The sequence below is a fragment of the Streptomyces sp. NPDC055632 genome, from assembly GCF_053618675.1.
The window spans coordinates 98,113-118,270 of record NZ_JBSHHY010000021.1; the positions used below are offsets into that span (position 1 = coordinate 98,113).

Below are 20,158 nucleotides of genomic sequence, written 5' to 3' on the forward strand. Positions count from 1 at the left end.
GCCCGCCGGAGGCTTTCGTTCCGTTGGTGACCTGGCGGAAAACGGCCACGGCGTATTCCCGCCCGGCTCATCATCCCTGTACCGCCCTCACCTCTGCCAATGTGGCGCCACCGCAGCACCAACAGCCTCCGGGAACGGGCGATTCGCTCCGCCGTGCCCGGAAAACGATGGGGAGAGTGATGCGCCCGATTTCGCGTACGGCCCTGGGGGCGGCGACCGCCGCCGTCCTGGCCGCCACCGCGGTCGCGCCGTCCGTGGCGAACGCGCCGCAGGACGGAACGGCCGGCAAGCGGCCCCTGGTCGGCAGCGAGGCCTCGGCCCGCGCCGGGGCCCGGACCACCACGGTGACCCTGGTCACCGGCGACCGCGTCCTGGTCACCCGCGACGCCGCGGGCGTCCCGGCGGCCACGGCCCTGCCCGGCGAGGACGGCACCGTCCCCCTCGTCCAGACCCGCCGCTCCGGCCAGGACCTGTACGTCTACCCCGAGGCCGCCACCGCCGCGCTCGCCGCCGGACGCGTCGACGAGGAGCTCTTCAACGTCACCGGCCTGATCCGCCAGGGCTACGACGACACCGCCACCACCACCCTGCCCCTCATCGCGGTCTACGGCTCCGACGTCGCCCGCTCCGCACCCCTCGCCCCGCGCGGCGCCCGGCGCGGCCAGGTCCTCAAGGCCGTCGACGGCGTCGCCCTCCAGGCCGAGAAGAAGACCGCCGCCACCTTCTGGGCCGAGGTGAGCGCCCCGAAGGCCCGCGCCGCCTCCGGCATCGAGAAGCTCTGGCTCGACCGCAAGGTCGAGGCCACCCTGGAACGCTCCACGAAGCAGGTCCACGCCCCCGAGGCCTGGGCCGCCGGCTACGACGGCAAGGGCACCAGGGTCGCCGTCCTCGACACCGGCGCCGACGCCGACCACCCCGACCTCAAGGGCCGCGTCGTCGCCTCGGAGAACTTCACCGACTCCGACACCACCGGCGACCGCCAGGGCCACGGCACCCACACCCTCTCCACCGTCGGCGGCTCCGGCGCCGCGAGCGGCGGGAAGAAGAAGGGCGTCGCGCCCGGCGCGGAACTCCTCAACGGCAAGGTCCTCGACGACTCCGGCTCCGGCGCGATCTCCTGGATCATCGCCGGCATGGAGTGGGCCGTCGCCCAGGGCGCCGACGTCGTCTCCATGAGCCTCGGCAGCCCCGTCCCCACCGACTGCACCGACCCGATGAGCGTCGCCGCCGAGGAACTCGCCGAGAACGAGGGCACCCTCTTCGTCGTCGCCGCCGGAAACACCGGCCCCTCCCTCAACACGGTCTCCTCGCCCGGCTGCGCGCCCGGCGTCCTCACCGTCGGCGCCACCGACCGCGACGACTCCACCGCGTACTTCTCCAGCCGCGGCCCGACGCTCGTCAACCACACGCTCAAGCCGGAGATCGCCGCGCCCGGCGTCGCCATATCCGCCGCCGCCGCGGGCGGCCGGGGCGTGTACGCCTACCAGTCCATGTCCGGCACGTCGATGGCCACCCCGCACGTCGCGGGCGCCGCCGCCATCGTCAAGCAGCGCCACCCCGACTGGACCGCCAAGCAGATCAAGGCCGCGCTGGTCGCCTCCGCCGAGAGCGACCTGCCCGGCGACGTCCGCGAGGTCGGCGCCGGCCGCCTCGACGTCAAGGCCGCCGTCGACCAGAAGGTCCTCGGCGCCCCCGCCGTCCAGGGCGGCACCTTCCACTGGCCGCAGGACAGGAGCGACCGCACCACCGTCTCCGTCCCGTACACCAACACCTCGAAGGCCCCGGTCACCCTGGACCTGGCCGTCGAGAGGGTCACCGGCAACGACGGCTCCCGCGTGCGGCCGACCGTCGCCCGCCTGGGCAAGCGGACCGTCACCGTCCCGGCCGGCGCCACCGTGCAGGTCCCGCTGGAGCTCGACCCCGCCGCCCGTCTGGACCGTGCCCAGTACGGCGACGTCACCGGCCGCGTGATCGCCACCGGCAGGGGCGGCGTCCACGTCTCCACGCCGTTCTCCCTGTACGTCGAGCCCGAGACCGTCACCCTCCGCGTCAAGCTGGTCGACCGCCTCGGCGAGCCCGCCTCCGGCGCCTCCTCCCTCGACGTCATCGGCACCGACGACGCCACCGGGGAGCGCCGCTTCAACGAGGGCGCCACCGACCAGGTCTTCCGCCTGCGCCCCGGCAGCTACTTCCTCTCCTCCTACGTCACCACGCCCGACGCGGGCGAGGGCGCGACGCTGAACGACTCGCTCAGCTACCTCGGCCGCCCGCAGTTCGAGCTGAGGAAGGACACCACCGTCGTCCTCGACGCCCGCAAGGCCCACAAGCTGTCCGTGCGGACCGACAAGGACGCCGAACTCCGCGGCGCCACCCTCGCGTTCGCCCGCTCCTGGGACGACACCTGGACGCACGCCGGCACCGCCGCCGGACCGCGCACCATCCGCGCGTACTACGCCTCGGTCGAAGGCCGCGCCGACGACGGCGACTTCGAGTTCGGCAGCTACTGGCGGGCTTCCGCCCCGCAGATCACCTCGCTGCGCACCGGCGACGGACTGACCCTGCACCCGCTCACCGGCTCGATCGCCTCCGACAACCTCGACGGCACCGGCTCCGCCCGTCTCGTCGACGCCGGAACCGGCACCCCCGAGGAGCTGAAGGCCGCCGACGTCAAGGGCCGCGTCGCCCTCGTCCGGCTCCCCGACGGCGTCAACCAGGCGAGCACCCTCGCCCGCGACGCCAAGGCCGCCGGAGCCGTCGCCGTCGTCGCCCACCACACGACGCCCGGCCGCTGGTACCCGGCCGGAGGCTTCATGGGCCTCGGCCTCCCCGTCCTCTCCGTCCCGTCCGCGGAGGCCGCCGCGCTCCTGGGGAAGCTGGCCGCCGGCCCGGTCACCCTCGCCTGGAAGGCCACCGCGAAGAGCCCGTACGTCTACAACCTCGCGTTCCCCGAGACCGGCGCGATCCGTTCCGCCAAGGAGTACCGGGTCCGCGACGGCGCCCTCGGCCGCACGGACTCCACGTACGGCTCCACCGGCGTCGCCACCGACTTCTTCGACAGCCCCGCCGCCCACCGCCCCAACGGCACCCGCGTCTTCTTCGGCTCCCTCGAAACGGTCCCCGTGCCCGGCACCCGCACCGAGTACTACTCCGCCGGCGACACCGCCTGGGAGCAGCTGATCGGCAGCAACTTCCCCTTCGGGGAGCTCATGGCCGGCGCCCGCCACGCCTACAAGGCCGGGGAGAGGCGCACCGAGCGCTGGTACGACGGCGTCATCGCCCCCACCGCCCCGCGCGACGCCACCGGGAAGCCGGTCCTCGTCGCCGAGCGCCAGGGCAACCTCATCGGCTTCGCCGCCGCGATGTGGGGCGACTCCACCCACCACGCCGAGTCCGGCTCCTTCGGCGACATCGGCAACCTGCGCCTCCGCCGCGACGGCGAGCCCGTCGGCGAGACCGGCTGGCCGTACGGCGTCTTCGAGGTGCCGGCCGAAGCCGGGAGGTACACGCTCGAACAGAACACCACGAAGATCGGCAGCAAGGTGTGGAACCGCTCCACCTCCGTCAACTCGGTGTGGGAATTCACCTCCAAGCTCGACGAGAACGTCTATTCTCAGGGCATCCCGATTCTCTTCCCCCGGTACGACCTTCCGGAGGACGGCCTCAAGACCCTCGCCGCGACCGACGGCCAGCACATCGGCCTCACCGCGACGGGACACGCGGGCCACACCCCCGCGGCGCTCACCTCGGCCAGGCTCTCGTACTCCTACGACGGCGGTACGACCTGGACCGAAGCGCGGGTCTCCCGGCAGGGCGGCCGCTGGACCGCGACCGTGAACCACGCGGGCGCGACCGGCGAGCAGGTCACCCTGAAGACCGAACTGACGGACGCCGGGGGCAACTCCGTCACCCAGACCGTGGTCCGCGCTTACGACGTGCGCTGACCACGCCGGTCCGCCGGGCGTCCTTCCCGTGGGGGGTGGGGCCGCCCGGCGGACCACCCATTCGCCGCAACGCTTTTTCCGATGTGCCGTTTTCGGGCCCTCCGCGCGGTGGACAATAAGGGCATGACTCAGCAGGGGGACAGCTGGTGGGACAAGCTCTACGACGAGTCGGCGCCGGACACGGCCCCGACGGTCTCGGGTGACACGCTCGACGACCACTTCGCCACGGCGGCCCGCGCCACGACGGGCCCACCGGGCGGGCCGCCGGCCGACGCGGCGGTTCCGGCCGACGCGAAGAGCCCGACCCGCCCGGCGGGCCCGGACCCCCGGGCCGCGGCACCGGCCCCGGCCCCGACCCCGGCACCGAGGAGCACCGCTCCCGGCACGGCCCCGGAACCGCCGCCCGCACCGACCGCGCCACCCGCACCACCCGTGCCGGTCGCGGCCCCCGTGCCGCCCGCTCCCGTTCCGCCCGTTCCGGGGCGGGCCCCCTGGGAGGCCGCCGAGACCGGGCCGCGGACCTTCCCCGCCCCGCCGGTCGAAGAGCCCACCGTCCAGGTGCCGGTGCCTCCGGACCCGCCGGGGCAGGAGCCGGACCCGGAGCCGGAGAAGGAACAGGAGCCGGAGCAGGCGTCGGCCCGCACCGACCAGGCCCCGACCGACCACGCCCCGACCGACCACGCCCCGACCGTCCAGGTCCCCGTCCCCCGCCCCCGTACCGGATTCGTCGGCAGCAGGCCGCCCACCTACGAGCCCGAGCCCACCGCCCTGCCCGTCGCCCGCCCCGGCGAACTCGCCGGCGTGGTCGCGGACACCGTCCTCGACGGCGCCCGCTACGGCACCTGCACGCTGCGCGCCGCCTCCGTGCGCGGCGACTCGGCCCGCTTCCGGGGCGAGCCCCGCCGCGACGCCCTCCTCACCGCCCGCTTCGGCCACGACGAGGCCGCGCTCGTCCTCGTCGCCGTCGCCGCCGGATCCCGGACCACCGAGGACGCCCACCTCGCCGCCGCCGACGCCTGCCGCTGGATCGCGGAGGCCGTCTGCCGCAGCCACGGCCGGCTCTCCGAGGACATCAGGTCCGGCCGCCGCCGCGACCTCAAGTCCGGACTGCACCGGCTCACCGACCGCACGTACGGCAAGCTGCGCGCCCGCGCCGCCGAGCGGGGCCTCGCCCCCGACGAGTACACCGCCTCCCTCCGCTGCCTCCTGCTCCCCGCCGACCCCGACTGCCGCACCCGGGTCTTCTTCGGCGTCGGCGGCGGCGGGCTCTTCCGGCTCCGCGACGGCGTCTGGCAGGACATCGAACCGCTGCTGCCCGAGCGGGCCGCCGTCACCGGCGCCCCCGTCGTCGGCTTCGGCTCCCCGCCGCCCGCCCCGTCCGTCCCGGAGGCGACCGAGGAGGAGGACCGGCTCACCATGGACCTCGGCATCACGACCGCGCCCGGGCCGCTCGTGGAGGAGCCCGTGCCGCCGCCCGCCGAGCCGTTCCGCTTCCGCGCCTCCGTCGCCCGTCCCGGTGACACCCTGCTGCTCGCCTCGCCCGGCCTCGCCGACCCGGTGCGCGGCGAGCCCGGCCTCGCCCGCGAGCTCGCCGACCGCTGGGCCGACGCGGAGCCGCCCGGCCTCGCCGCCTTCCTCGCCGACACCCAGCTGAGGGTGACCGGTTACGCCGATGACCGTACGGGGGTGGCCGTCTGGGAGGCGTGATCCGCCGGGCCGTGTGTTGATGGGACCATGGCCAAGCAGAACGTAGCGGAGCAGTTCGTCGACATCCTCGTGCGCGCGGGCGTGAAACGCCTCTACGGAGTGGTCGGCGACAGCCTGAACCCGGTCGTCGACGCGATCCGCCGCACCAAGGGGATCGACTGGATCCACGTCCGGCACGAGGAGACCGCCGCCTTCGCCGCGGGCGCCGAGGCCCAGATCACCGGCGGCCTCGCCGCCTGCGCGGGCTCCTGCGGGCCGGGCAACCTGCACCTCATCAACGGCCTGTACGACGCCCACCGCTCCATGGCCCCGGTCCTGGCCCTCGCCTCGCAGATCCCGTCCAGCGAGATCGGCCTCTCCTACTTCCAGGAGACCCACCCGGACCGGCTGTTCCGCGAGTGCAGCCACTACAGCGAGCTGATCTCCAGCCCGAAGCAGATGCCCCGGCTGCTCCACACGGCGATCCAGCACGCCGTCGGCCGCGGCGGCGTCAGCGTCGTCTCGCTGCCCGGCGACGTCGCCGCCGAGCCGGCCCCGGAGAAGGCCGTGGAGTCCGCGCTCGTCACCACCCGGCCCACCGTCCGCCCGGGCGACGCCGAGGTCGACGCCCTGGTCCGGATGATCGACGACGCCGACCGGGTGACGCTCTTCTGCGGCAGCGGCACCGCCGGGGCGCACGCCGAGGTGATGCGGTTCGCCGAGCGGATCAAGGCGCCGGTCGGCCACGCCCTGCGGGGCAAGGAGTGGATCCAGTACGACAACCCGTACGACGTCGGCATGAGCGGACTGCTCGGGTACGGCGCCGCCTACGAGGCCACCCACGAGTGCGACCTGCTGATCCTGCTCGGCACCGACTTCCCGTACAACGCCTTCCTGCCCGACGACGTCAAGATCGTCCAGGTGGACGTCAGGGCCGAGCATCTCGGGCGCCGCTCCCGGCTCGACCTCGCCGTCTGGGGCGACGTCCGGGAGACCCTGCGCTGCGTGATCCCCCGGGTCCGGGCCAAGAAGGACCGCCGCTTCCTCGACAAGATGCTCAAGAAGCACGCCGACGCCCTCGAAGGGGTCGTCAAGGCCTACACCCGCAAGGTCGAGAAGCACACCCCGATCCACCCCGAGTACGTCGCCTCCGTCCTCGACGAACTGGCCGACGACGACGCCGTCTTCACCGTCGACACCGGCATGTGCAACGTCTGGGCGGCCCGCTACCTCACGCCCAACGGGCGGCGCAGGATCATCGGCTCGTTCAGCCACGGCTCGATGGCGAACGCGCTCCCGCAGGCGATCGGCGCCCAGTTCACCGATCTGAACCGCCAGGTCGTCTCGCTCTCGGGCGACGGCGGGTTCTCCATGCTGATGGGCGACTTCCTCACCCTGGTCCAGTACGACCTGCCCGTGAAGGTCGTGGTCTTCAACAACTCCTCGCTCGGCATGGTCGAGCTGGAGATGATGGTCGCCGGCCTGCCCTCCTACGGGACGACGAACAAGAACCCGGACTTCGCCGCCATCGCCCGCGCCGCCGGGGCCCACGGCGTCCGCGTCGAGAAGCCCAAGCAGCTCGCGAGCGCCCTGAAGGACGCCTTCAAGCACGAGGGGCCGGCCCTGGTGGACGTCGTCACCGACCCCAACGCGCTCTCCATCCCGCCCAAGATCAAGGCGGACATGGTGACCGGCTTCGCGCTCTCCGCCAGCAAGATGGTCCTGGACGGGGGCGTGGGCAGGATGCTCCAGATGGCCCGCTCGAACCTGCGGAACGTGCCCAGGCCCTGACCCTCCGCCACGACCCATGTATGCCGACGGTCCTGTGGGGCATGCATCCCCGTGAGCCTGTTCGACGCGACCACGGGTGGGGGGACATGACCGGGGAGGCACGACAGCCGACTCAGCTGCTCAGAAAGGTGGGGTGCGCGGATCTCACCGCGGTGCCGGAAGTGCGGCACGCCCTGCGGGAACTGCTGCGGAAGTGGGGCGACCCGGGCGCCTCGGACGTGGCCGAGCTCCTCACCAGCGAGCTGGTGACCAACGCCCTGGTCCACACCGACCACGGGGCCGTCGTGACCGCGACGGTCGTCCCCGAGCAGTTACGGGTCGAGGTGCGCGACTTCGTCCCCGGCCTGACCGCGCCGGAGGCACCGCCCGCCGGCGACCGCACGAACGGCCGGGGGCTCGTCCTCGTCCAGGCGCTGGCCGACTCCTGGGGGGTCGAGGACCAGGGGGTGGGCAAGGTGGTGTGGTTCGAACTGAACGGCGGGGCCGCCTGAGGGGGCGACCCCGCCGTTCTCCCTGCTTCCGTACCGCTCAGCCGAACTGCTGCTCCAGGTCCTTGAGCTTGCGCTCCAGGGAGTCGAGACGGGGCAGCGCCTGGGTGTCGTCCTCGGCGGTGAGGTCCACCGCCCGGGAGTCTCCCGTACGGGGCTCATCGCCCCTCACGGCTTGCAGGGACGGCCGGGGTCGAAGCGGCAGCTGTCCGGGGTCCGCTATGGCGGGCTCCACGACGGGGGCCTGGACGGCACCCGTCGTGGAGCCCGACCCGGAGACCTGGGCGGGCGCCGTGCCCGGGGCGGCCGTGGCGTTCAGCGCCGCCATCTCGACCTGGCGGCCACCGCCGCGGCCGATCCCGAAGGACCGGTGCTGACGGTTGATCGCCTTGAGCCGGGCCCGGTCCAGCTTGACCTGGTCCCGCCTGCGGATCCGGTTCTGCTCCTTCTCCTTGCGGTCCTCCCGCACCTCGTCGACCGCCTCGTCCAGGGTCCGCACGCCCTCCAGGAGCATCAGGGACCAGGCCGCGAAGGTCTCCCGGGGCGCCCTCAGCCAGCGGACGATCCGGATCTGCGGCAGCGGGCGGGGCACGAGGCCCTGCTCGCGCAGCGCGGCCCGGCGCGTCTGCTTCAGCGCCCGGTCGAAGAGGACCGCCGCCGAGAGGGACATCCCCGCGAAGAACTGCGGGGCTCCGTCGTGGCCGAGGCCCCTGGGCGCGTGCACCCAGTTGAACCAGGCCGCCGCGCCCGCGAACAGCCAGACGAGCAGGCGCGAGCCGAGGGCCGCGTCGCCGTGGCTGGCCTCGCGGACGGCGAGGACCGAGCAGAACATGGCCGCGCCGTCGAGCCCGAAGGGCACGAGGTACTCCCAGCCGCCGGAGAGGCTGAGGTTCTGGCGGCCGAAGCCCACGAGGCCGTGGAAGGAGAGCGCGGCCGCGACGGCCGCACAGCAGAACAGCAGGCCGTACGAGGCGAATCCGTAGATCGCCTCCTTGCGCCTCCGGCGCTCCTCGCTGCGTTCCCAGGAGTCCTCGGCCGGGGCCTGGTCACCGGCGCGCTTCCCGCGCGCGAGCACCGCCACCGCCGTCAGGACTCCGGCGACCATCACGCCGCCCGGGAGCAGCCAGTCCAGCGATATGTCGGTCAGTCTCATGCGGTGTCCCTTGCATCGCGGTAGGGCGTTCGGTCGCCCATACTGACCGACCCCGAGCGGCGCTCACGCCGTTTCGGGGCAAGAGCACGCCAACGGGGTGCCGGTCCATGCGAATGGGGACGATCTGGTCGAACATCCTTGCAAGGAAGGGGAGTTGCGTTCGATTGACGCCACCCTTCCGGGTGGCGTAATCGTCAGGCGGCCGCGGTCAGCCGGCGGACCCGGTCGGCGTCACAGGTGCGCGGGCAGGTGACGCAGGTGTCCTCGGGGCGCAGCGTGTAGAAGAAGCAGCAGGTGGCCCGGTCCCGGGTGGTGAGCGGGGCGCCGTCCGGCCCGTCGGCGCCGGGCAGCTCCCGGAAGCCCGCGGAGCCCGCGTACGGCTTGGCGGTGCCCGGCATGAGGAGCTCCAGCTCCCGCATCGCCCGCCGCTCCTCGCCGAGCAGGGTGCCGACGTACCAGAGGCCCTCGACGATCTCGTCCGTCGCCATCCCCCACAGGGCCCGGCGGCCGCGCCGCATCCGGGGGCCGAAGCCGTCGAGGAGCGCCTCGAAGTGCTCGGCGAGCGAGGAGCGCACCTCGGCCCGCAGCGCCTCCTCGTCGGGGACGACCCGGGCGCCGGGCAGGGCCGCGGCCGGGTCGTCCGGCAGGCAGGCGAACTCCTCGATCCGGACCGCCAGGCGGCCGAGGGTGCGCTGGAAGGCGACGTTCCGTACGGGGAGCCGGGGCACCCGGCGCTCCAGGAACCACGGGACGGTGACGAGCAGGCAGGCGGACCAGGCGTAGCGGTGCAGTCCGAAACTGGCGACGACGTCGGGGCGGCCCCGGGTGCCGTAGTCGCGCAGCACCTGCTCGTCGTCCCAGGCCAGGAAGGCGTCGAGCTCGGCGCCGCCGGCCGCGAGCGCCTCCGCGCCGACCCAGCCCTCGCCTCGCGGCAGGAGCTCGCCGGGGGCGTGTTCCTCTATGCGCAGGTACGAGAAGACCTCGGCGAGGCGGGCGTAGGAGGCCGCGACGGGCGAGGCGGACGGGGCGGGCAACAGGGCGGGGACGGTCATGCGGACCACCGAATCGCGATCGTTGGCAGGTAAGCCTTACCTTACCCGATTCGATCGGGTGTCTCACCACCAGCACACCGTTCCGACCTGCGAGGCGTCTCTCACACCCCCGGCGCCGGTCCGTTCGCCTATGGTGCACAGAGGACCCGCGCGACGCGAGCCGGGCCCGGTACGAGGCCCCAGGAGGACCCGGGTGGAGCAGGGAGCGGCGCGCGAGCGGACGACGGAGACCCCGTCCCCGGCCTCGCCCCCCGCCGACACCGCGCACGGGGAGCCGACGGACCCGGCCGGGACCCCGGACGCGCGCTCCGCCCGCGTACCGGGCCAGGCCCGGAGCGGGGAGGCGGGCGGGGGAGCGGAACCGGGGCCGTACCAGGACGCGGCCCCGGCCCCCGGCGGCCCCCCGTACGCGCGCGGCGAGCACACCCACGCCGGGCCGGCCGGGCTCGTGCCCCGGCCCGTGCGGCGGCACTCCGTGCGCGGGCAGGTCCTCGAAGCGCTCCGCACCGCCCTGGTCGGCGGCGAGCTCGTCCCCGGCGAGGTGTACTCCGCGCCCGCCCTCGCCGAGCGCTTCGGCGTCTCCGCCACCCCCGTCCGCGAGGCCATGCAGCGCCTGGCCGTCGAGGGCGCCGTCGAGGTCGTGCCGAACCGCGGCTTCCGCGTCACCGAGCGCACCCCCCGCGAGCTGGCCGAGCTGGCCGAGATCCGCGCGCTCATCGAGGTCCCCGTCATGCTGCGGCTCGCCCGCACCGTCCCGGCCGCCCGCTGGGCCGAGCTGCGCCCGCTGGCCGAGGCCACCGCGACGGCCGCGGCCCGGGGCGACCGCGCCCACTACGCCGAGGCCGACCGAGCCTTCCACCGGGCCGTCCTCTCCCTCGCCGGGAACCAGCAGCTCCTCGCCGTCGCCGACGACCTCCACCGCCGCTCCCAGTGGCCCCTGATCAGCGCCCCCGCCGTCAGCCACGGCGTCCTCGTCGCCGACGCCGCCGAGCACACCGCCCTGCTCGACGCCCTGATCGCCCAGGACCTGACGGTCGTCCGGGCCCTGGTGCGGGAGCACTTCACGGGATCGGAGTGCTGAGCGCCCGGGACGACTAAGGTCGTGGGCGTCAGCCGCTCGCACCGTGCCGTCCGTGAGGTGTCACCATGCCGTCCGCGACCCCGTCCCCGGCCTGGGACGGACGCCGACCCGCCACCGGTGCGGAACCCGGGGCCGCGGCCCTGCTCGGCTGGCTCACCGACCCCGACGCGCCCCGGCTCTGCCTCGTCACCGGCGCCCCCGGCAGCGGCAAGACGGCCCTGCTCGGCTGGCTCGCCGCGCACGGTCCGCGCTCCGGCCGCCCGCGCCGCCGCCCCGCCCGGGTGCTCGTCCCGCTGGCGGGACAGTGCGCCCTCGGCGTCACCTGGACCGTCGCCGACCGCCTCGGCGTGGTCGCCGGGACCCCCGGCGACCTCGTCGACGCCCTCGCCACCAGCGAGGCGCGGCCCACCGGCCGGGCCGTCCTCCTCCTCACGGACCTGCACGCCGCCGCCGAACCCGAGGCGCTCGCCCGGCTGGTCGCGGAACTCGCCGGGGTGGGCCGGGTCCGCCTCGTGGTCGAGGCCCGCGACGACACCCCCGCCCTCGCCGCCCTGCGCGCCGGCCGCCGGGTCGCCGTCGTCGAACTGGACGGCGACCCCGGTCCCCTCGACGCGGCCGGGGAGCCCGCCGCCCGGCCGCTGCCGGACCTCTCCGACCCGGCCGCCGTCTGCGCCGCCGACCCGCTGCTCGTCACCACGGCGTACGTCACCGGCTCCGCGCCGGCCGGGGTGCCCGGCACCCTCGACGGGCCCGAACCGTCCGGCCGCCCCGGCGAGACCACCGCCGACGACCACGGCGGCCTGCGCACCGCCTGGATGCGGGCCGGACAGTCGCTCTGCCGCGCCCAGCCCCGGGCGGAACGGGCCCTGGTGCTGCTCGCCGCGCTCGGCGACGGGGCCGACCCCCGGCTGCGGCCCGCCCTCGCCGACCTCGCGGCGGCCGCGCCCTGGCGGCTCCGCTGGGCCCGCCACCGGGGCGATCTGACCCCGCCCTGGCCGGGCCCGGTCGCCGTCCTCGGCGCGGCGGGCGGCCCGCTGGAGGGCACCCTGCTCGTGGGCGACCGCACCGGCACCGTACGCCTGCTGCGCGAGGCCGACGCGAGCTCCGCCGGGCGCCTGGCGCACACCGTCCCCGGCCGGATCGCCGCCCTCGCGCCCGCGCCGGACGGCACGGTGCTGATCCTGGACGACCGGGGCCGGCTGCACGCCGTACGCGGGACGGCGCCCCGGCCCCCCTACCTGGAACGCCTCACTGAGGCGGTCTCCAAGACCCTCGCCCGCCACCCCGGCACGGCCCTCGCGGCGATCGGCGGCTCGGTGGTGGTGGGGGACCGGCTCGGTTCCGTGCACGCCTTCGGCCTCACCGGCCTGCACCAGGCGGCCTCCCACAGCGGCCGGGTCACGGCGGTCGCGGCGGTGGAGTCCGAGACCCCCTTCGTCTGCTCCGGCGGCGCCGACGGGACCGTACGGCTCTGGACGCCGGGCCGCGACCCGCGCCCCGAGCCCCTCGCCGAGCGCCGCTCGCCGGTGGTCTCGCTGCACGCCGCGGAGACTCCGCACGGCCCCCTGGTCGCCGCGGCCTGGGCCGACGGGCTCGTCGAACTCCACCGGCCGGAGGGCGGCCCGAAGCTCTCCTTCCGCCCGGGCCCCCCGGTCCGCGCCGTCGCCGTCACCGGCTCCGGGGCCCTCCTCGTCGGCACCGACGAGAGCCTGCTGTGCCTCGCGGCGAAGAGGTGACCCGGCGTCAAGAAGTGGTGCTTCAAAGGCCTTTCACGTGGCCGGGTGCGGGGTGAGCTGGGCCGACAGCCAGGTCGGCACCCCGCCGAGCAGCCGGAAGAGGCGCCGCGCCTCCGCCCGCAGCCGTCCGGCCTCCGGTTCGGTCTCCGTGGTGGCCAGGGCGGTGAGGGCCGGAGCCGTACCGACCAGGTAGCCCAACTCCTCGCGGATCCGCAGCGATTCGGCGAACCCGTGCCTCGCCTCCGCCAACTCTCCCTCCCGCAGGGCCAGTCCGGCCAGATGGCGCCATGTGGAGGAGAGCAGCAGCGAATCCCCCTGGGCGACCGCCCCCGCGTGCGCCCTGCGGTACGCGGCGCGGGCCGCCTGCGGGGAGTCGCCGAGGTTCTGGGCGACCAGGCCGCGCCGGAAGTCGAGCAGCGGCCGGCCCTCGGCGGAGGGGGCGGTCAGGGCCGCCGCCCGGCCCAGGGCCATCCGGGCCTCGTCGGCCCGGTCGCGGACCCCGAGGAGGGTGGACGCGTAGGCGAGGTAGCCGCGTTCGCAGGCGGCGGCCCCGCGCTCCTCGTCGGTGCGGGCGACCGCCTCGGCCGTCCGCAGGGCCTCCTCGGCGTCGGCCCAGCCCTTCTCGGTGTAGAGGCAGCGCTCGATGAGCAGCGCGGCCCGTTCGAGCGCCGCGGCCGGTTCGGCGGCGCGCGGCGCGAGCAGCGCGGCCGCGTCCGTCCAGCAGCCCCGGGAGCGGAGACGCCATACGGCGGTCTCCACGGGAGTCTCCTTGCCGTGGGCGAGGAACGGATCTTCGCCATCCCTTGATTCGGAACCAGACATGGCGGTATCCGCCACATTGCCCTCCCCGAGCGCGCCATCGAGCTGTTGAGTAGACCCGCATCTCAGCACGAAGCGGCATACCCGGCCAAGGGGTCGGGTGAAAGATTTCACAAAGGGACGATCGGTGTGGTGACCACCCTTCGGAGCACCTCCGACGGTCCGTCAGATCGCCGCCGGGCCCGGGATCCGGCCCCGGAGCGACCTGTCGGCCGCCCCGGCCGACAGGGTCCCACCAGCCCGTACGCCACTCCTTCGGACTCCTCCGAAGGAGTGAATTTCCGGATGTTTTTCCGGGCCTCCGACGGGCTTCCGCCGAAGGTGTTCAGCTCATCCGCAGCGCCAGGAAGAAGTCGAGCTTGTCCTCCAGGCGGGACAGGTCGCGGCCGGTGAGCTGTTCGATCCGGCCCACCCGGTACCGCAGCGTGTTCACGTGCAGGTGGAGCCGGGACGCGCAGCGCGTCCAGGAGCCGTCGCAGTCCAGGAAGGCCTCCAGGGTCGGGATCAGCTCCGCCCGGTGGCGCCGGTCGTAGTCCCGCAGCGGGTCGAGCAGCCGGGCCGTGAACGCCCGGCGGACGTCGTCCGGGACGAACGGCAGCAGCAGCACGTGCGAGGCCAGCTCGTGGTGGCCGGCCGCGCAGACCCGGCCCGGCCGGGCCGCCGCGACCCGGCGGGCGTGCCGGGCCTCCTCCAGGGCCCCGCGCAGGCCCTCCGCCGAGTGCACGGCCGCGCTGACGCCCAGGGTCAGGCGCCCGTCGTCGGCGAGGCCCGCGGAGAGCGGAGCCCGTACGGCGGCGAGGAGCGCGTCCGCGTGCAGGCCGACGGAGCCGGCACCGCCCTCGTCCTCGCTGTCCGGCAGCGGCCCGGCGGCCAGCGGCACCAGGGCGATGGCCTCGTCCCCGCTGTGCGCGACGGCGATCCGGTCGGCGGACTCGGCGCCGACGGCCGCCGGGTCCACCAGGATCTCCTCCAGGAGCGCCTGCGCGACCGGCCCGCCGTCCACCGGGGACCCCTGGCCGGCCTCCTGCTCCCACTCCACCCGGGCGACGACGACCTGCCAGTGCGGGGCCGTGCCGAGTCCGGGCAGCAGCACCGGGGCGGCCACCCGCAGCCGGGCCGCGATCTCGGCGGGCGCGGCGCCCGTCTGCACCAGCTCCAGGACCTCCTGGGCGAGCCGGCGCCGTACCGTGCGGGCCGCGTCGCGCCGGTCCCGCTCGACCGCGATCAGCTGGGTCACGCCCTGGAGCAGGTCCAGCCGGGCGGCCGGCCAGTCCCCGGCGTCCGCCTCGACGGCGAGCAGCCAGTCCGAGAGGACCGTCTCGCGCACGTCCCGGACGGCGGGGGCGGCGCCCCGGCCGGTGTTGCGGATCGGGAAGAGCGAGTACGTCGTGCCGCCGCCGGACACCCGGTGCGGGCCGCGCCGGCCGGTCCGGACGGCGGCCAGGTGCTCACCGGCCAGGGAGGCGGCGAGCCCGCTGTCCAGGGGCTCCCCGGCACCCGCGATCCGGCGGCCGGTGGGGGAGAGGACCCAGGCCCGCAGGTCCAGGTCGGAGCCGAGCAGGTCGAGGACGACCTCGGGGCCGCCGCCCGCCGGGCCGGAGGTCATCAGGCGCCGGTGCCGGTCCACGACGGCCGCCAGGTCCCCGGCCCGCTCGCCGGACACCTGTCGAACAACGTGCTCGGTGATCGTCGCGAACGCAACGGACTCGTTGACCGCGAAGAGCGGCAGCCGATGGCGCGAACACGCCTGTACGAGATCGTCGGGGATGTCCCCGAGCTCCGCCTCGCCCGCCGCGAGCGCCGCCACCCCGGCCGAGGCCAGGATCCGGACGAAGGGCTCGGCGTCCTCGGGCTCCCGCAGCCAGGCGAGCCCGGTCAGGACCAGTTCCCCGCCGGACAGGTAACGGCTGGGGTCCTTGAGGTCCGTCGTCATCACGCCCCGGACGGTGCGGTCCAGCTCGTCCTCGCCGCCGAGCAGGCGCAGCCCCAGCGCGTCGTTCTCCAGCAGTGCGCGCAGCCGCATGATGTCGCCGCCGTCCTTCTCGTCAGTGGTCGTGGTTGTCGCGTTGTCGCATTCTCGACGGGTCGGTGGTGCCACCGTTTCCATGGGGAAACGGTGAGGTTTCCGTTCTCCGTCTTTCGTTCGAATCTACAAGACGACGGTGGGCACCAGCCAACTCCTTCATGTTTTCGGTGACTGCACCCAGGAGAACGTGGCCTTGTGTACTAGGCCACACACCGCGTGAACAGCACATGAACAAGTCGAGGGCCGGCCGTCTTCCCGGGCCCATCCGCACCGCACTGATCATCCGATCACCAGAATCACTAGAAGAGAGCCACCATGGACTTCCTTCGCCCCGCCAGCTGGGAGGAGGCGCTCGCCGCCAAGGCCGAGCACCCCACGGCCGTGCCCATCGCGGGCGGTACCGACGTCATGGTCGAGATCAACTTCGACCACCGGCGCCCCGAGTACCTCCTGGACCTGAACCGTATCGAGCTGCTGAGCGAGTGGGAGGTCGGCGAGGAGAACGTCCGGCTCGGCGCCTCCGTCCCGTACACCCGGATCATGGAGAACCTGCGGGCCGAGCTGCCCGGTCTGGCGCTCGCCTCGCACACGGTCGCCTCCCCGCAGATCCGCAACCGCGGCGGCGTCGGCGGCAACCTCGGCACCGCCTCCCCGGCCGGCGACGCCCACCCGGCCCTGCTCGCCGCGGGCGCCGAGGTCGAGGTCGAGTCGGTGCGCGGCAGCCGCTTCATCCCGATCGACGCGTTCTACACGGGCGTGAAGCGCAACGCCCTGGAGCCCGACGAGCTCATCAAGACCGTCCACATCAAGAAGGCGGACGGCCCCCAGCAGTACTCCAAGGTCGGCACCCGCAACGCGATGGTCATCGCCGTCTGCGCCTTCGGTCTCGCGCTCCACCCGGAGACCCGGACCGTGCGCACCGGCATCGGCTCCGCCGCGCCGACCCCGATCCGCGCCAAGGAGGCCGAGGCCTTCCTGAACGCGGCCCTGGAGGAGGGCGGCTTCTGGGACAGCGGAAAGATCATCACCCCGTCGATCGCGAAGCAGTTCGCCGACCTCTGCTCGGGCGCCGCGAACCCGATCGACGACGTCCGGGGCACCGCGAAGTACCGCCGCCACGCCGTCGGCATCATGGCCCGCCGCCAGCTCGGCTGGACCTGGGAGCAGTACCGCGGCACCGGCCGCACGCTTGAGGGAGCTGCATAACATGCGCGTCAATTTCACGGTCAACGGACGTCCGCAGGAGGCCGACGACGTCTGGGAGGGCGAGTCCCTCCTCTACGTCCTGCGCGAGCGGATGGGCCTTCCCGGCTCCAAGAACGCCTGCGAGCAGGGCGAGTGCGGTTCCTGCACGGTCCGCCTCGACGGCGTCCCCGTCTGTTCCTGCCTCGTCGCCGCCGGCCAGGTCGAGGGCCGCGAGGTCGTCACGGTCGAGGGCCTCGCCGAGTTCGCCAAGGAGCGCACGGAGCACGGCTCCTGCGGAACGGGCGCCTGCGGCACCCCGCTCGACGCCGCCAAGAAGTGGCAGGCCAAGCCCGGTCAGGACTCCCAGACCGGCGAGGGCGTCGAACTCTCCCCGATCCAGCAGGCGTTCATCGACGCCGGCGCCGTCCAGTGCGGCTTCTGCACCCCCGGTCTGCTGATCGCCGCCGACGAGCTCCTGGAGCGGCAGAGCGACCCGTCCGACCAGGACATCCGTGAGGCCCTCTCCGGCAACCTGTGCCGCTGCACGGGCTACGAGAAGATCCTCGACGCGGTCCGCCTCGCGGCCGCCCGTCAGGGAGAGGCGGTCTGACCATGGCGCAGAACACCCGTACCGTCCCCGCCGGTACGCCCACCAACGTCACCCAGAGCCACACCAAGGGCGGCATCGGCGAGTCCACGCTCCGCCCCGACGGCACCCTCAAGGTCACCGGCGAGTTCGCGTACTCCTCGGACATGTGGCACGAGGACATGCTCTGGGGCCAGACCCTCCGCTCCACCGTCGCCCACGCCGAGATCGTCTCCATCGACGTCTCCGAGGCCCTGGCGATGTCCGGCGTGTACGCCGTCCTCACGTACGACGACCTGCCGGCCGAGATGAAGAACTACGGCCTGGAGATCCAGGACACCCCCGTCCTCGCCCACGGCCGGGTACGGCACCACGGCGAGCCGGTCGCCCTGATCGCCGCCGACCACCCGGAGACGGCCCGCCGCGCCGCCGCCAAGGTGAGGATCGAGTACAGGGAGCTGCCCGTCGTCACCGACGAGGCCTCCGCGCTCGCCCCCGACGCGCCCCTCATCCACGAGGGCCGCGACGACCACCACGCGGGACACGTCCCGCACCCCAACATCGTGCACCGCCAGCCGATCATCCGCGGAAACGTGGCGGAGGCCCGCAAGCGGGCCGACGTGATCGTCGAGGGCGAGTACGTCTTCGGCATGCAGGACCAGGCCTTCCTCGGCCCCGAGTCCGGCCTCGCCGTACCGGCCGAGGACGGCGGCGTCGACCTGTACGTCGCCACCCAGTGGCTCCACTCCGACCTGCGCCAGATCGCGCCCGTCCTCGGCCTGCCCGAGGAGAAGGTCCGGATGACGCTCTCCGGCGTCGGCGGCGCCTTCGGCGGCCGCGAGGACCTGTCGATGCAGATCCACGCCTGCCTCCTGGCGCTCCGCACCGGCAAGCCGGTCAAGATCGTCTACAACCGCTTCGAGTCCTTCTTCGGCCACGTGCACCGCCACCCGGCGAAGCTCCACTACGAGCACGGCGCCACCAAGGACGGCAAGCTCACCCACCTCAAGGCCCGGATCGTCCTCGACGGCGGCGCCTACGCCTCGGCCTCCCCGGCCGTCGTCGGCAACGCCTCCTCGCTCGGCGCCGGCCCGTACGTGGTCGAGGACGTCGAGATCGAGGCGGTCGCCCTCTACACCAACAACCCGCCCTGCGGCGCGATGCGCGGCTTCGGCGCGGTCCAGGCGTGCTTCGCGTACGAGGCGCAGATGGACAAGCTCGCGGCGAAGCTGGGCATGGACCCGGTCGAGTTCCGGCAGATCAACGCCATGGAACAGGGCACGCTCATGCCCACCGGCCAGGTCGTCGACTCGCCCGCCCCGGTCGCCGAGCTGCTCCGCCGGGTCAAGGCCCGCCCGATGCCGCCCGAGCGCCAGTGGGAGTCGGCCGGCGAGGGCGCGGACGTCCGCGCGCTGCCCGGCGGCCTCTCCAACACCACGCACGGCGAGGGCGTCGTCCGCGGCGTCGGCTACGCCGTCGGCATCAAGAACGTCGGCTTCTCCGAGGGCTTCGACGACTACTCGACCGCCCGCGTGGTCCTCCAGGTCATCAACGGCGAGCCCGTCGCCATGGTCCACACGGCCATGGCGGAGGTCGGCCAGGGCGGCGTCACCGTGCACGCCCAGATCGCCCGCACCGAGCTCGGCGTCACGCAGGTCACCATCCACCCGGCCGACACCCAGGTCGGCTCCGCCGGCTCCACGTCCGCCTCCCGGCAGACGTACATGACCGGCGGCGCGGTGAAGAACACCTGTGAGGCCGTCCGCGAGAAGGTCCTGGAGATCGGCCGCCGCAAGAACGGCTCGTACCACCCCGCCTGGGCGACCGCCGAACTCCTCCTGGAGGGCGGCAAGGTCGTCACCGACGGCGGCGAGGTCCTCGCGACCCTCGCCGACGTCCTGGAGGGCGAGGACCCGATCGACCTGGAGCTGGAGTTCCGGCACCGCCCGACCGTCCCCTTTGACCTGGTCACCGGCCAGGGCGACGGCCACGTCCAGTACACCTTCGCCGCGCACCGCGCGGTCGTCGAGGTGGACACCGAGCTCGGCCTCGTCAAGGTCGTCGAGCTCGCCACCGCCCAGGACGTGGGCAAGGCGCTCAACATGCTCTCCGTCGTCGGCCAGATCCAGGGTGGCACCACCCAGGGCCTGGGCGTCGCGGTGATGGAAGAGATCATCGTGGACCCGAAGACCGCGAAGGTGCGCAACCCCTCCTTCACGGACTACCTGATCCCGACGATCCTCGACACGCCGACCATCCCGGTCGACGTGCTCGAACTCGCCGACCCCAACGCGCCGTACGGCCTGCGGGGACTCGGCGAGGCCCCGACCCTGTCGTCCACCCCGGCCGTCCTCGCGGCGATCCGGAACGCCACGGGCCTGGAGCTCAACAAGACGCCGGTCCGCCCCGAGGCGCTCACCGGCACCCTGTAGGACCCTCCGGGCGGTACGGCCCATCCCGGGAACGTCACCCTTCCCCGCCCGTACCGCCCGGAGCCCCCACGCACCACCCCCGTTCGTCTCGGGCCGTCCCCCGGGTCGTGCAGCCACGCAGCATCCCAAATCCCGCGGCTTCAGCCGGACCAGAACCCTTCGAAGTCCGACGCGGGTGCCCC

At 74.1% G+C, this 20,158-nt stretch carries 13 protein-coding genes; 9 read left to right on the forward strand and 4 right to left on the reverse strand.

The genetic code is table 11. The annotated features are described in order from the left end of the window. Positions 1-179: 179 nt before the first annotated feature. From ACWGSR_RS24930 to ACWGSR_RS24945, 4 genes are all read left to right on the forward strand, one after another. Positions 180-3,941, forward strand: a complete 3,762-nt coding sequence (locus tag ACWGSR_RS24930) for a S8 family peptidase (protein ID WP_453569095.1) — start codon at positions 180-182, stop codon at positions 3,939-3,941. Between the two features lie 81 nt (positions 3,942-4,022). Next, complete coding sequence (locus tag ACWGSR_RS24935; RefSeq protein WP_453569097.1) at positions 4,023-5,648, forward strand: protein phosphatase 2C domain-containing protein; 1,626 nt, start codon at positions 4,023-4,025, stop codon at positions 5,646-5,648. A gap of 27 nt (positions 5,649-5,675) precedes the next feature. Continuing rightward, positions 5,676-7,418 carry a pyruvate dehydrogenase gene (locus ACWGSR_RS24940; protein WP_453569099.1) on the forward strand — a complete coding sequence of 581 codons (1,743 nt, stop codon included), beginning with the start codon at positions 5,676-5,678 and terminating at the stop codon, positions 7,416-7,418. A gap of 86 nt (positions 7,419-7,504) precedes the next feature. Next, positions 7,505-7,909 (forward strand): ATP-binding protein, encoded by a 405-nt coding sequence (locus ACWGSR_RS24945; RefSeq protein ID WP_376231892.1) that lies wholly within the window; start codon positions 7,505-7,507, stop codon positions 7,907-7,909. A 37-nt stretch (positions 7,910-7,946) separates the two neighbouring features. Here the strand turns inward: ACWGSR_RS24945 and ACWGSR_RS24950 are convergent, their stop codons facing one another. Next, a complete protein-coding gene (locus ACWGSR_RS24950; RefSeq protein ID WP_376231890.1) occupies positions 7,947-9,059 on the reverse strand; it encodes a DUF2637 domain-containing protein in 1,113 nt (370 codons plus the stop codon). Positions 9,060-9,253: 194 nt separating this feature from the next. Next, positions 9,254-10,111 (reverse strand): (2Fe-2S)-binding protein, encoded by an 858-nt coding sequence (locus ACWGSR_RS24955; RefSeq protein WP_453569101.1) that lies wholly within the window; start codon positions 10,109-10,111, stop codon positions 9,254-9,256. Between the two features lie 193 nt (positions 10,112-10,304). Here ACWGSR_RS24955 and ACWGSR_RS24960 point away from each other — a divergent pair, with 193 nt between their 5' ends. Together ACWGSR_RS24960 and ACWGSR_RS24965 are read left to right on the forward strand one after the other, a co-directional pair. Further along, complete coding sequence (locus tag ACWGSR_RS24960; protein WP_453569103.1) at positions 10,305-11,192, forward strand: GntR family transcriptional regulator; 888 nt, start codon at positions 10,305-10,307, stop codon at positions 11,190-11,192. Positions 11,193-11,257: 65 nt separating this feature from the next. Then, positions 11,258-12,928, forward strand: coding sequence for a WD40 repeat domain-containing protein (locus tag ACWGSR_RS24965; protein WP_453569105.1), 1,671 nt, complete (start codon positions 11,258-11,260; stop codon positions 12,926-12,928). A gap of 33 nt (positions 12,929-12,961) precedes the next feature. On the opposite strand, the gene ACWGSR_RS24970 is transcribed toward ACWGSR_RS24965, so the two are convergent. Continuing rightward, positions 12,962-13,750 (reverse strand): hypothetical protein, encoded by a 789-nt coding sequence (locus ACWGSR_RS24970; protein WP_453569107.1) that lies wholly within the window; start codon positions 13,748-13,750, stop codon positions 12,962-12,964. A gap of 322 nt (positions 13,751-14,072) precedes the next feature. Continuing rightward, a complete protein-coding gene (locus ACWGSR_RS24975) occupies positions 14,073-15,770 on the reverse strand; it encodes a PucR family transcriptional regulator (protein ID WP_376232027.1) in 1,698 nt (565 codons plus the stop codon). Positions 15,771-16,088: 318 nt separating this feature from the next. Between ACWGSR_RS24975 and ACWGSR_RS24980 the strand changes: the two genes are divergently transcribed. From ACWGSR_RS24980 to pucD, 3 genes are read left to right on the forward strand one after another with little or no spacing between them, the layout of a single operon-like run. Continuing rightward, the gene (locus ACWGSR_RS24980; RefSeq protein ID WP_125662581.1) at positions 16,089-16,979 is read left to right on the forward strand and encodes an FAD binding domain-containing protein; all 891 of its coding nucleotides are present in this window, start codon (positions 16,089-16,091) and stop codon (positions 16,977-16,979) included. Between the two features lies 1 nt (position 16,980). Then, positions 16,981-17,568, forward strand: coding sequence for a (2Fe-2S)-binding protein (locus ACWGSR_RS24985; protein WP_366378461.1), 588 nt, complete (start codon positions 16,981-16,983; stop codon positions 17,566-17,568). A gap of 2 nt (positions 17,569-17,570) precedes the next feature. Next, positions 17,571-19,976, forward strand: coding sequence for a xanthine dehydrogenase subunit D (gene pucD, locus ACWGSR_RS24990; RefSeq protein ID WP_453569110.1), 2,406 nt, complete (start codon positions 17,571-17,573; stop codon positions 19,974-19,976). Positions 19,977-20,158 lie beyond the last annotated feature (182 nt).

What these genes read in the sequence shown, in the direction of transcription:
- ACWGSR_RS24975 (WP_376232027.1), bottom strand. Translation starts at nt 15,770, where the DNA reads ATGCGGCTGCGCGCACTGCTGGAGAACGACGCGCTGGGGCTGCGCCTG.
- ACWGSR_RS24965 (WP_453569105.1), top strand. Translation starts at nt 11,258, where the DNA reads ATGCCGTCCGCGACCCCGTCCCCGGCCTGGGACGGACGCCGACCCGCC.
- ACWGSR_RS24950 (WP_376231890.1), bottom strand. Translation starts at nt 9,059, where the DNA reads ATGAGACTGACCGACATATCGCTGGACTGGCTGCTCCCGGGCGGCGTG.
- ACWGSR_RS24935 (WP_453569097.1), top strand. Translation starts at nt 4,023, where the DNA reads ATGTGCCGTTTTCGGGCCCTCCGCGCGGTGGACAATAAGGGCATGACT.
- pucD (WP_453569110.1), top strand. Translation starts at nt 17,571, where the DNA reads ATGGCGCAGAACACCCGTACCGTCCCCGCCGGTACGCCCACCAACGTC.
- ACWGSR_RS24970 (WP_453569107.1), bottom strand. Translation starts at nt 13,750, where the DNA reads ATGTCTGGTTCCGAATCAAGGGATGGCGAAGATCCGTTCCTCGCCCAC.
- ACWGSR_RS24940 (WP_453569099.1), top strand. Translation starts at nt 5,676, where the DNA reads ATGGCCAAGCAGAACGTAGCGGAGCAGTTCGTCGACATCCTCGTGCGC.
- ACWGSR_RS24930 (WP_453569095.1), top strand. Translation starts at nt 180, where the DNA reads ATGCGCCCGATTTCGCGTACGGCCCTGGGGGCGGCGACCGCCGCCGTC.
- ACWGSR_RS24955 (WP_453569101.1), bottom strand. Translation starts at nt 10,111, where the DNA reads ATGACCGTCCCCGCCCTGTTGCCCGCCCCGTCCGCCTCGCCCGTCGCG.
- ACWGSR_RS24980 (WP_125662581.1), top strand. Translation starts at nt 16,089, where the DNA reads ATGGACTTCCTTCGCCCCGCCAGCTGGGAGGAGGCGCTCGCCGCCAAG.
- ACWGSR_RS24945 (WP_376231892.1), top strand. Translation starts at nt 7,505, where the DNA reads ATGACCGGGGAGGCACGACAGCCGACTCAGCTGCTCAGAAAGGTGGGG.
- ACWGSR_RS24985 (WP_366378461.1), top strand. Translation starts at nt 16,981, where the DNA reads ATGCGCGTCAATTTCACGGTCAACGGACGTCCGCAGGAGGCCGACGAC.